Below are 21,323 nucleotides of genomic sequence, written 5' to 3'. Positions count from 1 at the left end.
AATAAAAACACAGGCGTTTTCTTCCAATTCTGCCGGCACACTCACACCCTGAGGTCAGAACCACAATGAACAAGCACATCGGCACCATCAAGCGTTGGCGCGTGCAGATCTTCGCGATCACCTGGCTCGCCTACGCCGCGTTCTATTTCACCCGCAAAGCATTCTCGGTCGCCAAGCTCGGTATTGGCGAAGACCCGACCTTCATGCTCGACAAAATGGCCATGGCCAACCTCGACGCCATCTACCTGACGGCTTACGCCGTCGGTCAGTTCACCTGGGGCATCCTCGCAGACCGTTTTGGCCCGCGAGTTGTGGTGCTCGGCGGGTTGCTGATTTCCGCCGCCGCGGCGCTGGTGATGGGCAACTTCGCAACGTTACCGATTTTCGCTACCTGCATGCTGATACAAGGCCTGGCGCAGTCCACCGGTTGGTCGGGGCTGTGCAAGAACCTCGGCAGCTTCTTTCCCTCCGAGCAACGCGGACGGGTATTGGGCCTGTGGAGTTCCTGCTACGCCTTTGGCGGTCTGGTAGCCTCGCCGTTTGCCGGTTGGTGGGCGTACACGCTCATCGGCAGCTGGCATGCGGCGTTCATTTCCAGTGCGGCGGTGGTTGGGCTGGTCGCCGTGCTGTTTTTTATTTTCCAACGCAACAAACCGGAAGACGTCGGCTTGCCGGCGGTGGAGCCGGAGCCTGAGCTGACCGCCGAACAAGCCGAGGCGCAAAGCAAAATCAGCATGTGGGAGCCTTTGAAGGAAATCCTGCGCAACCGCACGGTGCTGGTGCTGGGGTTGGCGTACTTCATGCTCAAGCCGGCGCGCTACGCGATTCTGCTGTGGGGGCCGGTGATCGTCTTCGAACAGATGCCTTCGGTGGGCAAGGTCGGCGCGGCGATCATTCCGACTGCGTTCGAGCTGGCCGGGTTGCTCGGGCCGATCCTGATTGGCCTGGCCTCGGACAAACTGTTCGGCGCCCGGCGCATGCCGGCCTGCGTGATCAGCCTGTTGGCGCTGACGGTGTCCCTGGCGTTTTTCATGGGCGCCCTGCATACCGGCAGCGTGCTGCTGGTGGTGGCGCTGCTGTTCGTCATGGGCCTGACCCTCTACGGACCGGACTCGATGATCAGCGGCGCGGCCGCCATCGACTTCGGCACCGCCAAGGCCGGCGCCACGGCAGCCGGCTTCGTCAACGGCTGCGGTTCGGTCGGGGCGATTCTCGGCGGGCTGCTGCCGGGCTACTTCGACACCGTTACCGTGTTCATCGTCTTCGCCGGCTGCGCCATGTTCTCGGCGCTGGTATTGATCCCGCACTGGAACAGCCGCCCCGGTGGCCTGGGCACTCACTTCGCCTACGTGCCCAATCAAGTGATGACCATCAAACCCCTGCGTACCTGAATCCTGTCCCTCGTCGCCTGCTGCACCTGCGGCAGGCCGGCGTGCGGGCCACTGACCGGAGATTGACCCCATGAGACCCTTTTGGCTGGACCAGGCCTTGAAGGCTGATGCATCCGAAACCTGTCCGCCACTGGAAGGCGACGCCCGCGCCGATGTCTGTATCGTCGGCGGTGGTTACACCGGGTTGTGGACCGCGATCATGCTCAAGGAGCAGAACCCCGAACTGGATGTGCTGCTGATCGAAGCGGACATCTGCGGTGCCGGGGCCAGTGGACGCAATGGCGGTTGTGCGTTGTCGTGGTCGGCCAAGTATTTCACCCTCGAACGTTTGTTCGGCGTCGAAGAAGCCGTGCGTCTGGTCCAAGAGTCCGAGCGCAGCATCCATGCCATCGGCGCCTTCTGCGAACAGTATGGGGTGGACGCCGATTACCGCCTCGATGGCACCCTCTACACCGCGACCAATCGCGCGCAGGTCGGCTCGACCGACGCTGTGATCGCGGCGCTGGAGCGCAACGGCATCAACTCGTTCACCCAGCGGCCGGTGGCCGATGTGCAGCGCATGGCCGGTTCCAGCAAACACCTGGAAGGCTGGTTTTCCCCGGCCGCGGCCAGTGTGCAGCCAGGCAAACTGGTGCGTGGCTTGCGCCGGGTAGCCCTGCAGCTGGGGGTGAGGATTCATGAAAACACCGCGATGACCGGGCTGGAGGAGGGCCGGCCGGCGGGCATTCAAACCCCCAAGGGCAGCATTCGCGCCGACCGCGTGGTGCTGGCGATGAACGCCTGGATGGCCCGGGCGTTCCCGCAGTTCGAACGCAGCGTGGCGATCGTTTCCAGCGACATGCTGATCACCGAACCTCGGCCGGATTTACTCGACGAAATCGGCCTGACCAGCGGCGTCACGGTGCTCGATTCGCGGATTTTCGTGCACTACTACCACAACACGCCGGACGGCCGGATCATGCTCGGCAAGGGCGGCAACACCTTCGCCTATGGCGGGCGCATGCTGCCGGTGTTCGATCAGCCATCGCCTTATGCCGGCCTGTTGCAGAGCAGTCTCGCGGATTTCTTCCCGGCGTTTGCCGACGTCAAGGTCGAGGCGACCTGGAACGGTCCATCGGATCGATCGGTGACCGGGCTGCCGTTCTTCGGGCAGATGAGCGCCAGTGGCAATGTGTTTTACGGTTTCGGCTATTCCGGCAGCGGCGTCGGCCCCTGCCACATGGGCGGGCAGATTCTGGCGTCGATGGTTCAAGGCCTGGACAACCCCTGGACCCGTTCGCCGCTGGTCAATGGCCCTCTGGGCTTTTTCCCGCCGGAGCCGATTCGCTATATCGGCTCGCTGATGGTGCGCAACGCCATCCGCCGCAAGGAGCGCGCGGAGGATCACGGGCATCGGCCACGGCATCTGGACGTGCGTCTGGCGAAGTTCGCTGCTGCAGCCGGCAAGGCTGACAAGGGTTGAGCGTCAGGGTGCAGGGTCCGAGCGGGTGAGCAGCCAGTCGAACAGCAGGCGGGTATCGCCACGGGGCTCATGCGGGCGAGGGCGGTGAGGTTGTGGCCGAGGGCCCATGGCCGTACAAAGCACCGGGCGATCCGGGTCACTGTCGAGGAAAATCACCAGTACCTCGCTGCCAGCCACGGGCAAGCGGGCCGGATCGATCCAGTCCTCGGCGGTGGTCAGTGCCAGCGGTAGCCACAGGCCGTTGGACTCTTCTGCGGCTGGTTGCGCGGCGGGCCAGAGGTTCACCTGAACCCGGCCATCCTCGTCCACTGCCGCCGGTTGCCCGACCGGGCCGCACACGCGACCGGGCTGATACCCGGGGATACTCGGCCTGGGTTGTTTGAGCGCTGGCCTGAATACCGTCGACCAGGGGATGGCGCTGAATTGATTGCGGTAACCCGAGGCCGTGCCCGGTGTGTCGTCGAGCAGAATGGATGACTGACACCCCTGATGGCGGATTTCGGTAACCAGCCACTGATCATTGAAATTCGCCAGCGGGTGCTCGGCCACTTGCAGGATCCGGCCACTGCGTAATGCCCCCTGGCTACTTTGACCGTGGATCTGCTGGTGACGGCAGCGCAGGCGTTCCAGTTGTCGACGGCTGAGCTGGTCGCGATGTTGTTGCTCGCCAGCGGGACAGTGCCTCGCCGTGGCGAACGAGTGATTGGCTGCGCCTTCGCTGATGTCCGCTGCACCCGGATTCCTGGCGCCTGGACGCACAGGGGAGAGCGTGGCGTCATGGCGCTGGAACAGTTCGCTGATCACCGGTTCCTGGTGTTCGCCGGGGGCGCCGCCGCTCATCGACATGAGCAGTGGCTCCTGGGGAAAACTCAGGCTGTCGTCGGCCAGCACCAGCACATGGCCGTCGCGTTGATGCTCGAAGTGATAGTGGATGCCTTCTTCCTCGCACAGCCGTTGCAGCAACGCCAGGTCGGATTCTTCGTACTGAATGCAAAAAGGTCGCAGGGGATAGTGCCTGGTTGCCAGTTCAAAGCGATAACTGCTGGCGGGCAACCCATGTTGCTCCAGCAATTGGCGCAGGATCATGGGCACGCTGGCGTGCTGGAAAATACGTCGGCATCGTTGCTGTTCCAGCACCTGGACACAAGGCACCAGCACCAGCTTGTAAGCGACCCGGTGCCCGCTTCGATGTTCACAACTGGCGCTGTCCAGCACGCCATGAATGCCTTGATCGTGGCCGAATTCGAGGAACGCCGGTTGGTGCAGCAATCGCTCAAGGTTCAGGGCTGGTGCCAGCCCGATCACCTCGATGTCGAATCGATAGGGCTGGTTGAGAGCTTCATGACCACTGAACCGGACCACCTGGAAGCTCAGGTCGTCTTCGAGAAGCGTCAGGGTGGTGGGACTATCCTTGTCGTTGTGCATCGAACGCGCTTCCGCTGTGGAGTAGGGTGCAAAGCGTACGAAACCCCGGCGCATTGCGGGTACGGTAAAGCGACATTTCCGAATTGCCCTACAACCGCTGGTGAAGATGTCGATGCAAGTCGGGATTTTTTGGTCGATTGCCAACTTTAGGCCGTATAAACTTGTGCAAAGCGTCGGCCAATAGATGTCTCGGCGCCACAGATGCCACAGATAAGAGAGTGAGAAATGGGCGCACAGTGGAAGGTTAAACACAAAGAAGCGGCAGCCAATGCCAAGGGCAAGATCTTCGGCAAACTGGTGAAAGAAATCACCATTGCTGCGCGCAACGGCGCTGATACTGCTACCAACGCGCACTTGCGCCTGGTGGTTGAACAGGCCAAGAAAGCTTCGATGCCCAAGGAAACACTGGATCGTGCCATCAAGAAGGGCGCGGGCCTGCTGGGCGAAACCGTGCAATACCATCGCGTGACCTATGAAGGGTTCGCCCCGCATCAGGTGCCGTTGATCGTTGAGTGCGTGACCGACAACATCAATCGCACCGTCGCCGAGATCCGCGTGGCGTTCCGCAAGGGGCAGCTGGGGGCTTCCGGTTCGGTGGCCTGGGACTTCAACCACGTCGGCATGATCGAAGCGTCGCCGGACACCCCGGACGCCGATCCGGAAATGGCCGCCATCGAAGCCGGTGCACAGGATTTCGAGCCGGGTGAAGAGGGTGCAACCCTGTTCCTGACCGAACCGACCGACCTCGACGCGGTGCAGAAAGCCCTGCCGGAACAAGGCTTCACCGTGCTGTCGGCCAAACTGGGCTACCAGCCGAAAAACCCGGTCAGCGGCCTGAGCGATGAGCAGATGGCGGAAGTCGAAGCGTTCCTCGAAGGCCTCGATAACCACGACGACGTGCAGGACATGTTTGTCGGGTTGGCGGGTTAAGTCTTTGTGTCAATGACGGTCATGTTGTTTGACAGACCGTCATCGTCGGATCGCCGCCCGGAGCAAGCTCGCTCCCACAGGTTTAGCGCTACCCTGTGGGAGCGAGCTTGCTCGCGATTGACCGCGCAGCGGTCACAGACTTTCCAATTGCCGCACGATTTCGCTGAACCCCGGCCGTACCAGCACTTGCGGCTGGCAGCAACGCTGTTGCAGATCTTCCAGTACCCCACGCTGTTCGGCGCTCAACCCCGAACTAACCCGCTCCAGCAGTTCGCCCAGCAACACCCCGAACGCCCGCACCTCGATCCGCTGCAAGGCGCGGCTTTCCAGGCTGTCGGAAATCCCGTGGAACGACGCCGCGCCAAAATCCCCCAGCAAGCAATCGCCCTGTTCATTCCACAGAATATTGTGCCCGTAGAGATCGCCATGGGTGATACCGTGGTTGTGCAAGTGTTCGGCCACCGAGGCAATGCCCGAGGCAATGCGCAGCGCCACCGCCGCACTGAAACGCAAGCCTTCGGCATAAATGTCGCGGCTGCACGACGCCAGGCTCGGCAGGCTGGCGAGGTTGCGAAAACTCGGCGGGACCAACTGCATGACCAGCCCGGCGGTTTGTTGCGGGTGATCGACAATCCGCCCTTCGACGCGAATCAGATTCGGGTGCAGACCCGCGGTGATGCAGGCGTTCATCTCGTGCAGCGGCGAGCCATCGCTGGTCATTTCACCCTTGTAGAGCTTCACCGCAACTGGCATGGCCGGTTGGTCGGTCGGTTGCCAGACAGCTTGATGAATCACTCCGGACGCCCCTTCGCCGAGTTTTTTCTCCAGGTGCAATGCCGACCAGTCAATGCGCGGTGTGGCATCGAGGGCGGCGGCATCGGCTTCGGTTTCCAGCGGATTACCGGCGTAGGCCAGCCAGGTCAGGCTTGGCAGCGTCAGCAGCCATTGCGGCAAGTCGGTGAACTGGTTGGCGGCGATGCGGATCAGCTCCAGCCGATGACAATTGTGCATCGACTCCGGCAACGCCTGCAGGCGGTTACCGGCAAGCATCAGCTTTTGCAGGTATGGCCGCTCTCCCAACGCGCTCGGCAGCGTCTCGATGCAATTGTCGGTCAGGATCAGCCAGCGCAGCAGTGGTGGCAGTGCCGCTGCGGGCACGTGGGCTATACGGTTGGCCTTGAAGCCGATCATCGTCAGTGCAGCGCATTGGCCAACACAGGCCGGCAACTCGGTGAAACGGTTATCGGAGCAGAACAGTACGCGCAAACGGGTCAGGCGATGCAAGTCCTCTGGCAGCGCGCTCAGAGCATTGCCGCTGAGGTTGAGCACTTCCAGCGAATCCGCCAGATCGAAGATCTCCCGGGGAAACTCGGTCAGGCCCTCGGCCAGATCCAGCCGCGTGATGCCCGACAACTCGCCGGCGCGCAATTGAGCAAGGGTATGCATGAACAGATTCGCCATTAACCTAGAGGAGGGCGCGGGGCCCTGGAAATGGGCGACATGATAGCGGGAAAGATGTGGGGCCGGGCTTGCTCGCGAAGAGGCCCCTCAATACAACAAAAAGATATCGATTAGACCGGTTCGCTGATTTCGACCAGTTGTCCCAATCGGCTGCGCGTGCGCGCCAGATCAATGGCATCGCCACCCAGGCTTTCGCGCAATGAGTGCTGCCCGAGCAACGTCAGGTGCTTGTCCTGGTCGTACAGCACGTCGATGAGATTGATAAAACGCTGCTGGGCGGCAATCGTGCAATCGCCCAGCAGTGGCAGTTCATCGATGATCCAGCGGTCGAACTGGCGGCACAGCTCCAGATAATCCATCACCGCCGTGGGCTGATCGCACAAATCGGTGAAGGTAAACCCGATGCCGCGTCCTTCGCAGAAACGTGCTCGCAAATGCCGGGTACCTACCGGCAACGAAACAGGCGGGGCATTGTGCCTGGGTAGGTTCAGCGATTGTCGTTGCGCCACGCTCGCCGGCCAGACGTAGTGACCTTGAGTGAACAACTGATGCGCATGGGTTCGGGCCTGGCTGCGGTAGTCGTGGGGCCCGCCGACCTCCATCACCTGCATGCGCGCATTGATCAAGTCGATCACCGGTTTGAAGCGGGCGTGGTACAGCGGATTGGGCAACAGGCCTTCGGGCGGATAATTGGAGGTGACCAGCAACAGGATGCCGCGCTGGAACAGTGCCTTGAACAACCGGGTGATGAGCATCGCATCGCCGATGTCGTGCACATGGAACTCATCGAAACACAGCACCCGGCAATCGCTGAGCAGTTCATCGAGGGTGATCGCCAGGGCGTCGGCCTGATCGCGGTGCTCGAACATGCCCTGGTGCAGTTGGGCGAAAAACTGATGGAAGTGCAGGCGTTGTTTTTGCGCGAGGGGAATGGCCCGGAAAAACCCGTCGAGCAGCCAGCTTTTGCCGCGCCCCACGGCACCATGCAGGTAAAGGCCGGGAAGGGGTTTCGCCGCAGTGCCCATCAGCATGCAGGCATGCCGGGCCATGCAGTCGATCACCCGCTGTTGGCTGTGACTGAGGGTGTAGCCCCGGGCATGGGCCTGATGGCGAAAGTAGTCGTGGATGACTTGGCCTGTCGCGGCGCTACCGGGCGCCGGTGCCTTGCCGAGAAGGCGACGCAACGTTTGCCAGCGCGATTTGATTCGCGAACGGCTGGGCGGTCGAACGGCCACTGGGATATCACCTCTGGTGTACGGGCAGGCTCTTTGTGCTGCGCCGCCATAGTGTAACCAGAGCAGGGAATCTGCTTCCAGCAGTGTCGGCATATTCCGGGCCACCGTCACTGGGCTCTAAAGGAACACCGCAAACTCCCACAAAAAAAGCAGCTGGATGGCGATCAGAATTGAGTGGTCTGTTTGAGCATCCGCGCCGCCGGTGTATCCGCCGGGCTGACCATCGCATAGTTGTAGCCACTTCCCGACCAGTACTCGGCCTGCAACTCGCCATCACTGCGACTGCCCCTGGGCAGCAGGAAGTTTTTCGGCCCTGGCGGGCGCACGTAGAAACTGATTTTCTGCCCGCTCTGGTTCTCGTAGACCACCATCGCCGCCGGGCCTTGCTCGGTGCTCAGCAGGCGCCCGCTGACCGGTTTGAAACCGGCATCCGAAAGGTCGGGCAGGCGATTGGCCTGTGTGAAGTAGCGGTCGAGCCAGCCTTGCATGTCACCGTCGTCGCCGACTTTGAAATCCGCCGGCAGGAGGCCTTGCTGGGCAATCAGGCGATACGCCTGCAGCGCATCGGTCATTGGAAGCTGGGGACTCGCCAGTGTCATCTCCCGCGCTTGCCAGCCGCTGAAACCGCCGACGCTGACGGCGATGAACAACATCGCGGCACTGGCCAGGTGTCTACGGGATTGGCGTTTAAGGCGCTGGCGTATAACCGCCGGATCCAGGTCCGGGTTCGCGGGTTGTTGCAAGGCACCACTCAGCGCTGCGCGCAGTGCCTGGGCATCCTGTTGCCAGGCGCGCACTTGCGCGGCCATCTGCGGGTTACCGGCCAGAAAAGTCTCCACCTGGCGTCGGTCGGCGTCGCTCAGTTGGTGGTCGACGTAGGCGTGCAGGTCACGCTCGCTGGGGGGCATGCTGATCATTTGAGTCTCCGCAGGGAAGGGCGGTTGATTTCGCCATCGCTGAGTTGGCGCAGGGCCTGGCGAGCTCGGGACAGGCGGGACATCACGGTGCCGGTGGGTACGTCGAGAATCTCGGCGACCTCTTTGTAACTCAAACCTTCCACCGACACCCAGAGCAGCAGCGCGCGCTGCTCGGTGGGCAGCCGGTCGAAGGCGTTGAGGGTCGATTGGGCAATCACGGTGCGCTCCACCGAGGGCTGGGCATCGTCACGCCCGGTGAAGAATTCGAGCATGCGCGCGTAGCGCCGGGAGCGACGGTGAGCATCGAGAAACTGCCGATAGAGAATCGAGAACAGCCAGGCGCGCAAGTCGCCCTCGGCGCGTTTGCCAGCCCAACTCGAGAGTGCCCGCTCCAGGCTCGCCTGCACCAGGTCGTCAGCGCTGCTGGTGTTGCGCGTCAACGACACGGCGAACCGTCGCAATCCTGGAATGATTTCCCTCAGTTGTTCGTCGATATCGTTCATGAAGTTCTGACTAGTCACTACGCTTGGGACTAGGAAGACGTCCGGTACCGGAGGTTATTCCACGTCAGAAAAAATAAACACCGCGCGTGGGAATAAACCTGCATGCGGTGCGTCTGCTTGATTCTTCTCACTTGTGGCCGATGGCCCTGGAGTCTTTCATGGTAGATCGATCATCACCGCCAACCCGGCCACCCTTGAGTGCGGCAAGCCTGACGTTGCGTCTGGCTGGCATTGCCGTGGTCGTTGCCGTCGTGGCTGGGGCGTTTGCCTACGTCAACGGCACCTTTGACCCACAGCGCCTGACCCCGAAGAAACTGATCAACGTGCTGGAAACCAACAACGGCGTGCATCCGGGTTTCCGTCGCAACCATTCCAAAGGCGTGTGCGTGATCGGGCATTTCGAGAGCAGCGGTGAGGCGCGCAGCTATTCCACCGCCCAGGTGTTCAACGAAGCTCGGACGCCGGTGGTCGGGCGTTTCGCCTTGCCGGCCGGCAACCCTTATGCTGCGGACAGTGCCGTGCCGATCCGCAGCATGGCCTTGCGCTTCACCCAGGCCAACGGCCAGCAGTGGCGCACGGGGATGAACAGCATGCCGGTGTTCCCGGTGGGCACGCCCGAGGCGTTCTATCAATTGCAGCAGGCGCAGTCGCCGGACCCGGCTACGGGCAAGCCGAACCCGACCGCGGTTCCGGCGTTTTTCGGTGCGCATCCGGAAGCTGCACCCTTTCTGGCCTGGATCAAGACCGCCAAACCGTCAGCCAGTTACGTCACCGAGACCTATAACAGCGTCAACGCGTTTTATCTGGTGAACGCTGCCGGACAACGCCAGGCTGTGCGCTGGAGCATGGTGCCGGTAGCACAGGATGCGTCGGGTGCCATGGCGCCCGAGGGCAGCGACTTTCTGGAGAAAGACCTGGTTCAGCGTATAGCCGCAGGACCGTTGCGTTGGCAGTTGAATATCATCCTGGCCAATGCCGGCGATCCCGTGAACGACGCCAGCAAAGCCTGGCCTGAAGGGCGCAAAGTATTGAACGCAGGCACGCTGGTGCTGGAAAAAACCCAGCCGCAACTCAATGGCGAATGCCGTGACATCAATTACGACCCGCTGGTCTTACCCGCCGGTATCGAAGGGTCCGACGACCCGTTGCTCGCCGCTCGTTCAGCCGGTTACGCCAATTCCTACCTGCGTCGCACCAGCGAAGTCAGCCAGTTGCCCGCCGCCAAACAGGAGGCCCAGCAATGAGCACTCAATCCAACCACTTCGCTCCATTGGCGCGACTGCTGCACTGGCTGATGGCACTGATGATCATCGCCATGTTGTTTATCGGTGCCGGGATGGTCGCCTCGGTGTCCGAACGGCATGAATGGCTGATCAATCTGCACAAACCTTTGGGTGTCGCGATTTTGCTGCTGGTGATCGTGCGGCTGGTGGTGCGGTTCTCCACCACGCAACCACCGCTGCCGGTGGATTTGCCGGGTTGGCAAGCGGTGGCGGCCAAGGCCTCGCATGTATTGCTGTATGCCTTGATGCTGGTCTTGCCGCTGCTGGGCTGGACGATGATTTCGGCGTCGGGCGAACCGGTGATGCTCAGCAGTTCGTTGCAGTTGCCATCGATCGTGCCGGCGGACGCGCAGCTGTTTGCGTTTTTGCGCAAGGCCCATGGGTATCTGGCGTACCTGTTGTTTCTGACCGTGTTGCTGCATTTGGCGGCCGCGTTGTTTCACGGTTGGGTGCGTCGTGATGAGGTGTTGAACAGTATGTTGCGCGGTAAAGACATGCCCTGAACTGCGCTAAGCCAATGTAGGAGTGGCCTGCGGCAGCTCCTACAGGTAGGGGATCACACATACCTGTCAACTTTGACAGTTTCGCCTTCTCGAAAAGACGCGTTCAATGCTCAAAGACTGCAGTGGCCCGGATGAGGTCAGTCGAACAGCACTGATCTTGTTATTCAGGGAGATGAATCATGTTCAAGACTACAGGTGTGCGTTTGATGCGGAGTGCTTTTACTTCGCTGTCGGCAGTATCGATGGCTGTGTTGCTAGGGGCCTGTGCGTATTCAACACCACCGGAACCTCGTGGGCCGAAAAGCTGGGTTGTGGAAAATGTTGCTAGCAAGACTACGGAAGAGCTGTATCGGGACTGGATTAAGCCAGGGGCGTTTGAGCGGTCGAGTTCGAAGGTGATTGACGGGTATACCGTTGAGAGCGGTAATTTGATTATGCCAGACAAGTCGGTTGGGTCGCTGGTTTCGGTTAGGTCGAATAAGGATGGCAGCCTGACCGCAGTAGTGGAACAATCGGGGAACAATGGATTGCTTGTGGTCAACAACAAAGGAGAAGGCCGCTTCACTCCTTTTCCCACTGTGGATTACTCTCGACCTGATACGGTAGTTGACGAGGTAAAAGCTACATCTGCTACGCCGAAATCAACAGCGTCAGCAGACGCCTATGTCATAGAGATACTTATTGGTTATTCGCGCTCAGCCGTTATAGCTGCCGGTGGTGATGCTCATGCCAATGCATTGGCGCAGGTGGAAAGCGTTAATTTGGCTTTGCGAAATTCACGTGTGACGAATGTTTCGATGAGGTTGGTAGGTGTACAAGTCGTTGAAGAAGACTATCCGCCAACCCGTGAGACATTAAATCAACTTCCGAGGATATTTTCGGTGGGGATAGAGAAAAATAATCCAGATTTGGTTTATGGGGTTTTTTCTGGTCCGGTAGTTGGGTATGGAAAAATGCCGGGAAACTTTGCAGTTGGTCATGTTTATGGTGAATTTTTTCGCCACGAAGTAGGGCATAACGCCGGAGGCTTGCACTGCCAGCGTGATGGCGGAGGAGTAGTTCCCTATGGTTATGGGTATGAAAACGGAAAAACCTTCACCGCTCAATGCGGGAACGGTCATCCATATTACTCAACACCCAATGTACGCGATGCTCATGGTTTACCTATAGGAAATGCTGCCACCGCAGATATGGCCCGCGTATGGCGAGAAAATGCGGCGCGTCTGTCTTCTTATACAGTTAGTATCCCCCAGAACCTTAGAAAAACTGGATCAACAATAACCACAGTTACATTTAGCTGGGATCCGTCCAGCGATGCTGCTCGGTACGATGTGTATCGCAATGTGCTTAATGGTTCAGAGGTAGTCAAAGTAGCGGAGGTGACAGGCTTGACATATGTTGCTTCGACTACGTCCAATAGAACAATCTACTATGTCAAGGCAGTTAATGCTCAAGGGGCAGAGTCCAGAATGAGCAATGGTGCTTCTCGGTAAAGTTTTGATGACCTGATCTCATGAGAGATCAGGTCATGCTTTGAGTCAACGCAGCGTATCAACCATCTCCGCCACCGTCGTCAAAACATCCTTCCCCAACTGCTTCGAGCGCTTGCCCGACCAGCCCGTCAACGGGTTCGGATGATCATCGTGATCTTTGAACGGCATTTCCAGGGTCAGCGACAGGCAGTCGTACTTCTGGCCCACGCTGTTGCAGGCCAGCGTCATGTTGGCTTGACCCGGCTCGTCGCGGGTGTAGCCGTGTTTGGTCTGGAAATCCTTTGTAGTGTGTTTCAGGTGGTTGCGGAAGTGTTCTTCGAGTTTTTCGATCCGCGGTGTGTAACCCGGATTGCCTTCGCAAGCAGCTGTGAACACGTGAGGGATTTCCTCGTCACCATGGACGTCGAGGAACATATCGACGCCGTATTTTTCCATCTGCTGCTGAACGAACAGGACTTCCGGGCTGATTTCCTGGCTGGCGTTCTGCCAGGCGCGGTTCAGGTCCTGGCCCATGGCGTTGGTGCGCAGGTGTCCGTGGAAGGCGCCGTCCGGGTTCATGTTCGGCACCAGGTACAGGTCGGCGCCGGCCAGCAGTTTGTTCAGCACTGGGTCGTCGTTTCTTTCCAGGCGTTCGATCACGCCTTCCATGAACCACTCGGCCATGTGCTCGCCCGGATGTTGCTGGGCGATGATCCACACTTTGCGCTGGCCTTCGGCGCCGGTGCCTTTGCGCAATAGCTGGATGTCGCGACCTTCGACACTCTTGCCGGTGGCCAGCAGTTCGGTGCCGGCCTTGGTCAGCGCCTGCTCGATCAGCCAGTCGTGGCGACCTCGGCTGTAGGGTTCGAAGTAGGCGAACCAGGCATGGGTCTGCTCGGCTTCGAGGCTGAAGCGCAGGCAGTCGCCTTCGAAAATGGTCGGTACGCGGAACCAGTTGACGTGGTCGTAGGACGCCACCGCCTGATAGCCGGCCCAGGCCTTGTTGTAGGAGGATTGGCTGGCATTGTTCAGGCGAAACCAGTGCTCCTGGCCGACATGCAGGCCGCTTGCCTTGAAGTGGAACCATTGGAAATGGTTGCTTTTGGTATCGGGGCGGATCGCCAGCAGGGGCTTGAGCGGGTCGCTGACATCGATTACCTGGATATTGCCGCTGTCGAAGTTGGCACTGATGTCGAAAGAAGATTTAGCCACGGCCATAATCGGGTCCTTGAATATGATTTTTATGGTGGCTACTTTACACGCAAGAGTGGGGTGAAACCGAGGGGAATTGCGGGGTGCGAGGGTGGGGGCGTCCTCCTTGACGCCGCCGCAGCTTAGAGACTATGCGATTGATTCTCAAGTGCTATCTGTCGCTGGTTTTAGCCAATGATGCCGGGCTTCTCTTGCCAACTGGAATTCTTTTGATATCATCCGCGCCATCGAATTTGCGGCACCCAAAGACTTCATTAGCCTGAAGCCAAAGCCAGAAAAACTGGCAAAAAAAAGACCCGGCAAAAAGCCGGGTCAAAAACCGTGATTAGCCTGATGAGGAGATAGTCCAGGAGACCGACCTAAGGTCACCTGGTCCATCGACTGATCTCGCGATCAGTTGATGCAATAATAATCATTCTCGTTTGCAAGTCAAACGTTTTTACCTGCGCGACAGGAAAATTCTTTCCTGCCCTCTCGATTTGCCTTCTCACCTCAACCGTTTTCATACTTCTCCAGCGATCGATCGACCATCGCCTTGGCCATGTCGATCATGTGCACCGTCGAAAATGCCAGGTCGCGGCTTGCGCCTTGCAGATGATTGGCGGACTCGTACGCGGTGGCGGCAGCACAGCGCAACAGGTCCAGGGCATGGACCAGCGCCTCTTCGCCGCTGATATTGCGGTTTACATCAAAAAAACGCGGCTCGGCCACTCCCTCCGAAACAGCTGGTTTCAAGTAATAGTCCAGCGCGCGTTGTGCCGCCGCTGAGTCCAGGGGCGAGGCAAAGGTGGTGTCGATGTGCATGTCCGGCAGGTCATTGGTGGGTTGGTTCATGGCGATGGCAAGCTCCGTGTTAGATTCAGATCCGTGAACCGATCCTAATACGAACTGTATTTGTGACGACAATTTAAATACTACATTTTGTGTTTTGATGGCTGGAGTCGCCCACGTATCGTGCCGCACATGGATAAATGGATTGAATTGGTCAAGGCCAAGATGAGTGAACTCAAAATCACTCAAGAGATACTCGCCGAGCGCCTCGGGATGTCCCAGGGCGGCATTGGCCACTGGCTCAACAAACGTCGTGAACCCGGCATCGAAGACATGAACCGTGTGCTGCGGGCGCTGGGCCTTGAGTTTCTCGAAGTGGCGCTGGTGATCCGGGAGCCGCAGGCGTCAACGGACGACGAAATCCCCCTGACACAGAAGTACAACCCGTACTTTCGCTACCCCGTCAGTGACTGGCGCGAACCTGCCGAAGTGCGTGACGGCGAGGTTCCGGTGTACGGAAAAGGGCACTTTGAACTGTCCGATTACCACGCCCGGGGGCCGGCATTCTGGTTGAGAGTGGCAGGCGATGCGATGACCGCACCCAATGGCATCAGCATCCCGGAAGGCATGCTGATCCTGGTGGACCCTGCGGTGGACGTCGAGCCTGGCAAACTGGTCATTGCCCAGTGGCCGGGTAGCACCGAAGCCACGTTCCGCAAACTCATCGAAGAGGGCGGGCAGCGTTATCTGGTCCCGCTCAATCCGACGTATCCGAAAGCCTTGTACACCGAAGAGTGTCGAATCATCGGTGTAGTGGTTCAGGCAACAGCCAGGTTCTGATCAGATCGGTCCTCGCGATGCGTAGGACCGATCTCATTTCACGCTTCTTCCAGTTCGACCAGCGCACTGCCTTCGCTGACCATTTCGCCTTCCTGACAATACAGCGCCTTGATCACCCCGGCGTGGGGCGCGCGGATGCTGTGCTCCATCTTCATCGCTTCCAGTACCACCAATTGCGCCCCGGCCTCGACCGATTGCCCGGCCTCTACCAGCACCCGGACGATGCTGCCGTTCATGGGGGCGGTCAGCCCGCCCTGATGGCTGTGGCTGGCCTCGACGGCGCTGATCGGGTCGTAAGACTCGATGCGGCGCAACTCGCCATCCCACTGCAAATACACATAGTCGCCACGGCGTATTGCGCGGTGCTGACGGCGCACGCCTTCGTACTCGGTCAGCAGTTGCTCGCCCTTGAGACGTGCGCTGTGGGCATTGATGTCGCCCAGCGTCAGCGCACGGTCCTGACCTTCACAACTCAAGTGAAGAGTGATTTCTCTCGGCAAGCCGGCACGCAGCCCGTTAGGTGCAGCCCACGGCGAACTCGGGTCATCGGCGCGGGTTGCATGGGGCTGGCTCTGGGCGAACGCCTGGGCGGCGGCTTGCCAGAAATCATCGCTGAGTTCCGCTGGGGTCGGCAGCAACTGTTCCTGATAACGGGGAATGAAGCCGGTATCCAGTTCGGCAGCGGCAAATGCCGGGTGGCCTATGATGCGCCGCAGGAAATTGATGTTGGTCTTCAGCCCGCCGATGGCGAATTCGTCGAGCATGCTCAGCAGGCGCAAGCGCGCCTGTTCACGGTCTTCACCCCAGGCAATCAACTTGCCGAGCATCGGGTCGTAGAAAGGCGAAATTTCATCGCCTTCTTCAACGCCGCTGTCCACTCGACGCCCCGGCCCTTGGGCGGATTCGCGATACAGCTCCAGGCGACCGGTCGCCGGCAGGAAATCATTGCCCGGGTCTTCGGCATACAGCCGCACTTCGATCGCGTGCCCCACCAGCGGCACCTGGTCTTGAGTCATCGGCAACGCTTCGCCGCGTGCCACGCGAATCTGCCAAGCCACCAGGTCGAGGCCCGTGATGGCTTCGGTGACCGGGTGTTCGACCTGCAGGCGGGTGTTCATCTCCATGAAGAAGAACTCGCCGCGCGCATCCAGCAAAAACTCCACGGTGCCGGCACCGACGTAGCCGATGGCCTGCGCCGAGCGTACGGCGGCTTCACCCATGGCGCGCCGCAGCTCCGGACTCAGGCCTGGCGCCGGGGCTTCTTCGACGACTTTCTGATGACGACGTTGAATCGAGCAGTCGCGTTCGTTGAGGTACAGGCAGTTGCCGTGCTGGTCGGCGAAGACCTGGATTTCCACGTGACGTGGCTTGAGCAGGTATTTCTCCACCAGCATCCGCGAGTCGCCGAACGACGATTGCGCCTCACGCTGGGCCGAGGCCAGGGCTTCGGCCAATTGGCTGACGTCCTCGACCACTTTCATGCCTTTGCCGCCGCCCCCGGCCGTGGCCTTGAGCAACACCGGGTAGCCGATGCGTTCGCAGGCGGCGCGGAAGGTTTCTAGGTCCTGGGCTTCGCCGTGATAACCGGGCACCAGTGGCACGCCAGCGGTTTCCATCAGGGCTTTGGCGGCGGACTTGCTGCCCATGGCATCGATGGCCGAGGCGGGCGGGCCAAGGAAAATCAGGCCGGCCGCTTCGATGGCGCGGGCGAACCCGGCGTTCTCCGACAGAAAGCCATAGCCGGGGTGAATCGCCTGGGCGCCGCTGGCCTTGGCGGCGGCGATCAGTTTGTCGATCTGCAGATAGCTGTCGACGGCCTTGCTGCCACCGAGGTCAACCCGAATGTCGGCTTCGCGGCTGTGCCGGGCGTCACGGTCGGTGGCGCTGTGCACAGCCACGGTGGTCAGGCCCAGGGCCTTTGCGGTACGCATTACCCGGCAAGCGATTTCGCCACGGTTGGCCACCAACAGGGTGGTGAGGACAGGTGCGCTCATCAACGGGGCTCCTTGGTGGTTTCGGCTTGCCAGCTCGGCGGACGTTTTTGCAGGAAGGCGCGCAGGCCTTCCTGGCCTTCGGGGCTGACGCGGATGCGGGCGATGGCGTTTTCGGTGTAGCGGCGCAATGCCGGGGTCAGTGAGCCGTCGCCGACTTCGCGCAACAGGTCCTTGCTGGCGCGCATCGCGGCCGGACTGTTGAGCAGCAGATTGTCGATCCATTGCTCGACTTTCTGTTCCAGCTCGGCACTTGCATAGCTCTCCGACAACAATCCGATTTCCCGTGCCCGTTGCCCGCCGAAGCGCTCAGCGGTCAAGGCATAGCGACGTGTAGCGCGCTCGCCAATGGCTTGCACCACGAACGGGCTGATTACCGCGGGTGCCAGGCCGATGCGCACTTCCGACAGGCAGAATTGCGCATCATCGGCACCGATGGCCATGTCGCAGCAACTGATCAAGCCCAATGCGCCGCCAAAGGCCGCGCCTTGCACGACGGCCAGGGTCGGAATCTTCAGTTTCGCCAGGTTGTACATCAATTCCGCCAGTTCCCGGGCGTCATCGAGGTTGGTGGCGTAATCGAGCTCGGCCGATTGCTGCATCCAGGCCAGGTCGGCGCCGGCGCTGAAATGCCTGCCGCGACCGCGCACGATCAGAAAACGCAGGCTGGCATCGCTGGCGACTTTGTCGAGGGCGAGTATCAGTTCGCGGATCATTTCGGCATTGAAGGCGTTGTTCTTTTCTTCTCGGCTGAGCCACAGCGTGGCAAATCCACGGGGGTCGGTCAGCAGTTCGAGGGTGTTGAAGTCGCTCATATTGTCCGTCTCCACAACTCTATTCTGTAGGAGCGAGCTTGCTCGCGATGGTCTTGAGGGCGTCGCTGGGTGTCAGGCTTTCAGCGTTATCGTTGACGATCATCGCGAGCAAGCTCGCTCCTACAAAAAATCACATCCGGAACACGCCGAAGCGGCTCGGTTCGATTGGCGCGTTCAACGACGCGGACAAGGCCAGGGCCAGTACGTCGCGGGTCTGGGCCGGGTCGATGACACCGTCGTCCCACAGACGCGCGCTGGAATAGTAGGGGTGACCCTGTTCTTCGTACTGGTCGAGGATCGGTTGCTTGATCTCGGCCTCCTGTTCGGCGCTGAAACCATGGCCACTGCGCTCGGCCTGTTCGCGCTTGACCTGCACCAGCACGCCGGCCGCCTGTTCGGCGCCCATCACGCCGATGCGCGCATTCGGCCACATCCACAAGAAGCGCGGATCGTAGGCGCGACCGCACATGCCGTAGTTACCAGCACCGAAACTGCCGCCGATGATCACGGTGAACTTCGGCACCTTGGCGCAGGCCACGGCGGTCACCAGTTTCGCGCCGTGCTTGGCGATGCCGCCAGCTTCGTACTTCTGCCCGACCATGAAACCGGTGATGTTCTGCAGGAACAGCAGCGGGATGCCGCGCTGGCACGCCAGTTCGATGAAGTGCGCGCCTTTCTGCGCCGCTTCAGCGAAGAGGATGCCGTTGTTGGCGAGGATCGCGATCGGGTAACCGTGCAGGTAAGCAAAACCGCAGACCAGCGTCGTCCCGAACAGCGCCTTGAACTCGTCGAACACCGATCCGTCCACCAGCCGCGCAATCACTTCGCGCACGTCAAACGGTTGCTTGGCGTCGGCCGGGACCACGCCGTACAACTCGTCACTGCTGTAGAGCGGGGCGATCGGCGTGCGTTGCTGAACCTCGCCTTGCTTGCGCCAGTTGAGGTTGGCGATGCTGCGGCGTGCCAGTGCCAGGGCGTGTTCATCGCTCTCGGCATAATGGTCGGCCACACCGGAAATCTTGCAGTGCACATCGGCCCCGCCGAGGTCCTCGGCACTGACCACTTCACCCGTCGCGGCTTTCACCAGTGGCGGACCGGCGAGGAAGATGGTCGCTTGTTCGCGGACCATGATCGCTTCGTCGGCCATCGCCGGTACATAGGCGCCGCCAGCGGTGCAGGAACCCATGACCACGGCAATCTGCGGGATGCCCATGGCGCTCATGTTGGCCTGATTGAAGAAGATTCGTCCGAAGTGCTCGCGGTCCGGGAACACTTCATCCTGACGTGGCAGGTTGGCGCCGCCGGAGTCCACCAGATAGATGCACGGCAGACGGTTCTGTTGGGCGATGGTCTGGGCGCGCAGGTGCTTTTTCACCGTCAGCGGGTAATACGAACCACCTTTGACCGTGGCGTCGTTGGCGACGATCATGCACTCGACGCCTTCCACACGGCCGATCCCGGCAATTACGCCAGCAGCGGGGACGTCTTCGCCATACACCTCGTACGCCGCCAGTTGGCTGATTTCCAGAAACGGCGAACCCGGATCCAGCAAGCGGTTGATGCGCTCGCGGGGCAACAATTTACCCCGCGAGGTATGGCGTTCCTGAGCCTTCGGGCCGCCACCTTGCGCCACTTGGGCGAGCAGGGTGTGCAACGCGTCGACCTGCTTGAGCATCGCTGCGCTGTTGGCGGCGAACTCCGCTGAACGGGGGTTGAGCTGGGTATGCAGGGTAGCCATGTGCAGCTCCGTTTAGCGGGTTTCGTTGAACAGTTCGCGACCGATCAGCATGCGACGGATCTCACTGGTGCCCGCGCCGATTTCGTACAGCTTGGCGTCACGCAACAGACGGCCGGCCGGGAATTCATTGATGTAGCCGTTGCCACCGAGAATCTGGATCGCGTCGAGGGCCATTTGCGTGGCGCGTTCGGCGCTGTAGAGGATCACGCCGGCGGCGTCCTTGCGCGTGGTCTCGCCGCGCTCGCAAGCCTGGGCCACGGCATACAGGTAGGCGCGGCTGGCGTTGAGTTGGGTGTACATGTCGGCGACCTTGCCCTGGATCAGCTGGAATTCGCCGATGCTTTGGCCGAACTGCTTGCGGTCGTGGATGTACGGCACGATCAGGTCCATGCACGCCTGCATGATCCCGGTCGGGCCGCCGGAGAGCACGACACGCTCGTAGTCGAGGCCGCTCATCAGTACTTTCACGCCGCCATTGAGCACGCCGAGGATATTTTCTTCCGGCACCTCGACGTCATCGAAAAACAGTTCGCAGGTGTTCGAACCGCGCATGCCGAGCTTGTCGAACTTGTTGCTGCGGCTGAAGCCTTTCCAGTCGCGCTCGACGATGAAGGCGGTGATGCCGTGAGGGCCTTTTTCCAGGTCGGTCTTGGCGTAGATCACGTAGGTGTTGGCGTCCGGACCGTTGGTGATCCAGGTCTTGCTGCCGTTGAGCACGTACTTGTCGCCGCGTTTATCGGCACGCAGTTTCATCGACACCACGTCGGAACCGGCATTCGGTTCGCTCATGGCCAAAGCGCCGATGTGCTCGCCGCTGATCAGCTTCGGCAGGTATTTGGATTTCTGCTCGTGGTTGCCGTTACGGTTGATCTGGTTGACGCACAGGTTGGAGTGCGCGCCGTAGGACAACGCCACCGAAGCCGAGCCACGGCTGATTTCTTCCATGGCCACCACGTGGGCCAGGTAACCCAGGCCGGCACCGCCGTACTCTTCCGGCACGGTAATGCCCAGCAGGCCCATGTCACCGAATTTGCGCCACAGGTCGGCGGGGAACAGGTTGTCGATGTCGATCTGAGCGGCGCGCGGGGCGATCTCCTTGGCGACGAAGGACTGAACCTGATCGCGCAGCATGTCGATGGTTTCACCGAGGGCAAAGTTCAGGGATGGATAGCTCATGGGTCACCTTTTGGCTTTTTGTAGGGTGGGGAGGCCGTGATTGGGTTCTCACCTTTACGTTAACGTAAGCCTGTGACGAATGGCTGTCAATCACCCTTTACGTAAACGTCAACTTGGGTGATTCTGTAGGAGCGAGCTTGCTCGCGAAGGACGTCAACGATAACCCGTGTTGTCTGGATAAACGCGGTGCCTTGACGT

At 60.4% G+C, this 21,323-nt stretch carries 18 protein-coding genes; 7 read left to right on the top strand and 11 right to left on the bottom strand.

What is annotated here, in order from left to right; translation table 11 throughout:
- Positions 1-65: 65 nt before the first annotated feature.
- On the top strand, positions 66-1,391 hold the full coding sequence (locus PSJE_RS23765; RefSeq protein ID WP_090456684.1) for an MFS transporter: 1,326 nt from the start codon (positions 66-68) through the stop codon (positions 1,389-1,391).
- A gap of 70 nt (positions 1,392-1,461) precedes the next feature.
- Positions 1,462-2,853, top strand: a complete 1,392-nt coding sequence (locus PSJE_RS23760) for an FAD-dependent oxidoreductase (protein WP_090456682.1) — start codon at positions 1,462-1,464, stop codon at positions 2,851-2,853.
- A gap of 3 nt (positions 2,854-2,856) precedes the next feature.
- Here the strand turns inward: PSJE_RS23760 and PSJE_RS23755 are convergent, their stop codons facing one another.
- Complete coding sequence (locus tag PSJE_RS23755) at positions 2,857-4,278, bottom strand: type VI secretion system Vgr family protein (RefSeq protein ID WP_090456680.1); 1,422 nt, start codon at positions 4,276-4,278, stop codon at positions 2,857-2,859.
- A 225-nt stretch (positions 4,279-4,503) separates the two neighbouring features.
- Here PSJE_RS23755 and PSJE_RS23750 point away from each other — a divergent pair, with 225 nt between their 5' ends.
- Positions 4,504-5,208, top strand: coding sequence for a YebC/PmpR family DNA-binding transcriptional regulator (locus PSJE_RS23750; protein ID WP_056854673.1), 705 nt, complete (start codon positions 4,504-4,506; stop codon positions 5,206-5,208).
- A 132-nt stretch (positions 5,209-5,340) separates the two neighbouring features.
- On the opposite strand, the gene PSJE_RS23745 is transcribed toward PSJE_RS23750, so the two are convergent.
- The 4 genes from PSJE_RS23745 to PSJE_RS23730 all read right to left on the bottom strand — a co-directional run bounded on the left by PSJE_RS23745 (position 5,341) and on the right by PSJE_RS23730 (position 9,324).
- Positions 5,341-6,654 (bottom strand): leucine-rich repeat-containing protein kinase family protein, encoded by a 1,314-nt coding sequence (locus tag PSJE_RS23745; protein ID WP_090456679.1) that lies wholly within the window; start codon positions 6,652-6,654, stop codon positions 5,341-5,343.
- Positions 6,655-6,779: 125 nt separating this feature from the next.
- Positions 6,780-7,904, bottom strand: a complete 1,125-nt coding sequence (zapE, locus tag PSJE_RS23740) for a cell division protein ZapE (RefSeq protein ID WP_090456677.1) — start codon at positions 7,902-7,904, stop codon at positions 6,780-6,782.
- Positions 7,905-8,068: 164 nt separating this feature from the next.
- Positions 8,069-8,821, bottom strand: coding sequence for an anti-sigma factor family protein (locus PSJE_RS23735; RefSeq protein WP_090456675.1), 753 nt, complete (start codon positions 8,819-8,821; stop codon positions 8,069-8,071).
- Complete coding sequence (locus PSJE_RS23730; RefSeq protein ID WP_090456673.1) at positions 8,818-9,324, bottom strand: sigma-70 family RNA polymerase sigma factor; 507 nt, start codon at positions 9,322-9,324, stop codon at positions 8,818-8,820. The genes PSJE_RS23735 and PSJE_RS23730 overlap by 4 nt, the downstream gene beginning before the upstream one ends.
- A 158-nt stretch (positions 9,325-9,482) precedes the next feature.
- Between PSJE_RS23730 and PSJE_RS23725 the strand changes: the two genes are divergently transcribed.
- The 3 genes from PSJE_RS23725 to PSJE_RS23715 all read left to right on the top strand — a co-directional run bounded on the left by PSJE_RS23725 (position 9,483) and on the right by PSJE_RS23715 (position 12,603).
- On the top strand, positions 9,483-10,568 hold the full coding sequence (locus tag PSJE_RS23725) for a catalase family peroxidase (RefSeq protein ID WP_090456672.1): 1,086 nt from the start codon (positions 9,483-9,485) through the stop codon (positions 10,566-10,568).
- Complete coding sequence (locus PSJE_RS23720) at positions 10,565-11,110, top strand: cytochrome b (RefSeq protein WP_090456670.1); 546 nt, start codon at positions 10,565-10,567, stop codon at positions 11,108-11,110. Before PSJE_RS23725 ends, PSJE_RS23720 begins: the two co-directional genes overlap by 4 nt.
- A 179-nt stretch (positions 11,111-11,289) precedes the next feature.
- Positions 11,290-12,603, top strand: a complete 1,314-nt coding sequence (locus tag PSJE_RS23715; protein ID WP_090456668.1) for a hypothetical protein — start codon at positions 11,290-11,292, stop codon at positions 12,601-12,603.
- Between the two features lie 45 nt (positions 12,604-12,648).
- On the opposite strand, the gene PSJE_RS23710 is transcribed toward PSJE_RS23715, so the two are convergent.
- Together PSJE_RS23710 and PSJE_RS23705 are read right to left on the bottom strand one after the other, a co-directional pair.
- Entirely contained in the window at positions 12,649-13,800 is a 1,152-nt protein-coding gene (locus PSJE_RS23710; RefSeq protein WP_090456666.1) for a M14 family metallopeptidase, read from the bottom strand.
- A 486-nt stretch (positions 13,801-14,286) separates the two neighbouring features.
- Positions 14,287-14,628, bottom strand: coding sequence for a DUF6124 family protein (locus PSJE_RS23705; protein WP_090456664.1), 342 nt, complete (start codon positions 14,626-14,628; stop codon positions 14,287-14,289).
- Between the two features lie 129 nt (positions 14,629-14,757).
- On the opposite strand from PSJE_RS23705, the gene PSJE_RS23700 reads away from it, so the two are divergent.
- Positions 14,758-15,405, top strand: coding sequence for a LexA family protein (locus tag PSJE_RS23700; protein WP_090456662.1), 648 nt, complete (start codon positions 14,758-14,760; stop codon positions 15,403-15,405).
- A gap of 38 nt (positions 15,406-15,443) precedes the next feature.
- On the opposite strand, the gene PSJE_RS23695 is transcribed toward PSJE_RS23700, so the two are convergent.
- The 4 genes from PSJE_RS23695 to PSJE_RS23680 all read right to left on the bottom strand — a co-directional run bounded on the left by PSJE_RS23695 (position 15,444) and on the right by PSJE_RS23680 (position 21,125).
- Positions 15,444-17,399 (bottom strand): acetyl/propionyl/methylcrotonyl-CoA carboxylase subunit alpha, encoded by a 1,956-nt coding sequence (locus tag PSJE_RS23695; protein ID WP_090456660.1) that lies wholly within the window; start codon positions 17,397-17,399, stop codon positions 15,444-15,446.
- Entirely contained in the window at positions 17,399-18,211 is an 813-nt protein-coding gene (locus tag PSJE_RS23690) for a gamma-carboxygeranoyl-CoA hydratase (protein ID WP_090456658.1), read from the bottom strand. Before PSJE_RS23690 ends, PSJE_RS23695 begins: the two co-directional genes overlap by 1 nt.
- Positions 18,212-18,341: 130 nt before the next feature.
- Positions 18,342-19,949 (bottom strand): carboxyl transferase domain-containing protein, encoded by a 1,608-nt coding sequence (locus tag PSJE_RS23685; RefSeq protein ID WP_090456656.1) that lies wholly within the window; start codon positions 19,947-19,949, stop codon positions 18,342-18,344.
- 12 nt (positions 19,950-19,961) lie between these two features.
- Positions 19,962-21,125, bottom strand: a complete 1,164-nt coding sequence (locus PSJE_RS23680) for an isovaleryl-CoA dehydrogenase (protein WP_007946948.1) — start codon at positions 21,123-21,125, stop codon at positions 19,962-19,964.
- Positions 21,126-21,323 lie beyond the last annotated feature (198 nt).

It is taken from the genome of Pseudomonas jessenii (assembly GCF_002236115.1).
GTDB lineage: Bacteria > Pseudomonadota > Gammaproteobacteria > Pseudomonadales > Pseudomonadaceae > Aquipseudomonas > Aquipseudomonas jessenii.
Note: the sequence above shows the minus strand (reverse complement) of the source record. Positions and strands in the feature narration are given on the sequence as shown.

What these genes read in the sequence shown, in the direction of transcription:
- PSJE_RS23715 (WP_090456668.1), top strand. Translation starts at nt 11,290, where the DNA reads ATGTTCAAGACTACAGGTGTGCGTTTGATGCGGAGTGCTTTTACTTCG.
- PSJE_RS23725 (WP_090456672.1), top strand. Translation starts at nt 9,483, where the DNA reads ATGGTAGATCGATCATCACCGCCAACCCGGCCACCCTTGAGTGCGGCA.
- PSJE_RS23680 (WP_007946948.1), bottom strand. Translation starts at nt 21,125, where the DNA reads ATGAGCTATCCATCCCTGAACTTTGCCCTCGGTGAAACCATCGACATG.
- PSJE_RS23700 (WP_090456662.1), top strand. Translation starts at nt 14,758, where the DNA reads ATGGATAAATGGATTGAATTGGTCAAGGCCAAGATGAGTGAACTCAAA.
- PSJE_RS23710 (WP_090456666.1), bottom strand. Translation starts at nt 13,800, where the DNA reads ATGGCCGTGGCTAAATCTTCTTTCGACATCAGTGCCAACTTCGACAGC.
- PSJE_RS23760 (WP_090456682.1), top strand. Translation starts at nt 1,462, where the DNA reads ATGAGACCCTTTTGGCTGGACCAGGCCTTGAAGGCTGATGCATCCGAA.
- PSJE_RS23755 (WP_090456680.1), bottom strand. Translation starts at nt 4,278, where the DNA reads ATGCACAACGACAAGGATAGTCCCACCACCCTGACGCTTCTCGAAGAC.
- PSJE_RS23735 (WP_090456675.1), bottom strand. Translation starts at nt 8,821, where the DNA reads ATGATCAGCATGCCCCCCAGCGAGCGTGACCTGCACGCCTACGTCGAC.
- PSJE_RS23730 (WP_090456673.1), bottom strand. Translation starts at nt 9,324, where the DNA reads ATGAACGATATCGACGAACAACTGAGGGAAATCATTCCAGGATTGCGA.
- PSJE_RS23720 (WP_090456670.1), top strand. Translation starts at nt 10,565, where the DNA reads ATGAGCACTCAATCCAACCACTTCGCTCCATTGGCGCGACTGCTGCAC.
- PSJE_RS23685 (WP_090456656.1), bottom strand. Translation starts at nt 19,949, where the DNA reads ATGGCTACCCTGCATACCCAGCTCAACCCCCGTTCAGCGGAGTTCGCC.
- PSJE_RS23765 (WP_090456684.1), top strand. Translation starts at nt 66, where the DNA reads ATGAACAAGCACATCGGCACCATCAAGCGTTGGCGCGTGCAGATCTTC.
- PSJE_RS23705 (WP_090456664.1), bottom strand. Translation starts at nt 14,628, where the DNA reads ATGAACCAACCCACCAATGACCTGCCGGACATGCACATCGACACCACC.
- PSJE_RS23745 (WP_090456679.1), bottom strand. Translation starts at nt 6,654, where the DNA reads ATGCATACCCTTGCTCAATTGCGCGCCGGCGAGTTGTCGGGCATCACG.
- PSJE_RS23750 (WP_056854673.1), top strand. Translation starts at nt 4,504, where the DNA reads ATGGGCGCACAGTGGAAGGTTAAACACAAAGAAGCGGCAGCCAATGCC.
- PSJE_RS23695 (WP_090456660.1), bottom strand. Translation starts at nt 17,399, where the DNA reads ATGAGCGCACCTGTCCTCACCACCCTGTTGGTGGCCAACCGTGGCGAA.
- PSJE_RS23690 (WP_090456658.1), bottom strand. Translation starts at nt 18,211, where the DNA reads ATGAGCGACTTCAACACCCTCGAACTGCTGACCGACCCCCGTGGATTT.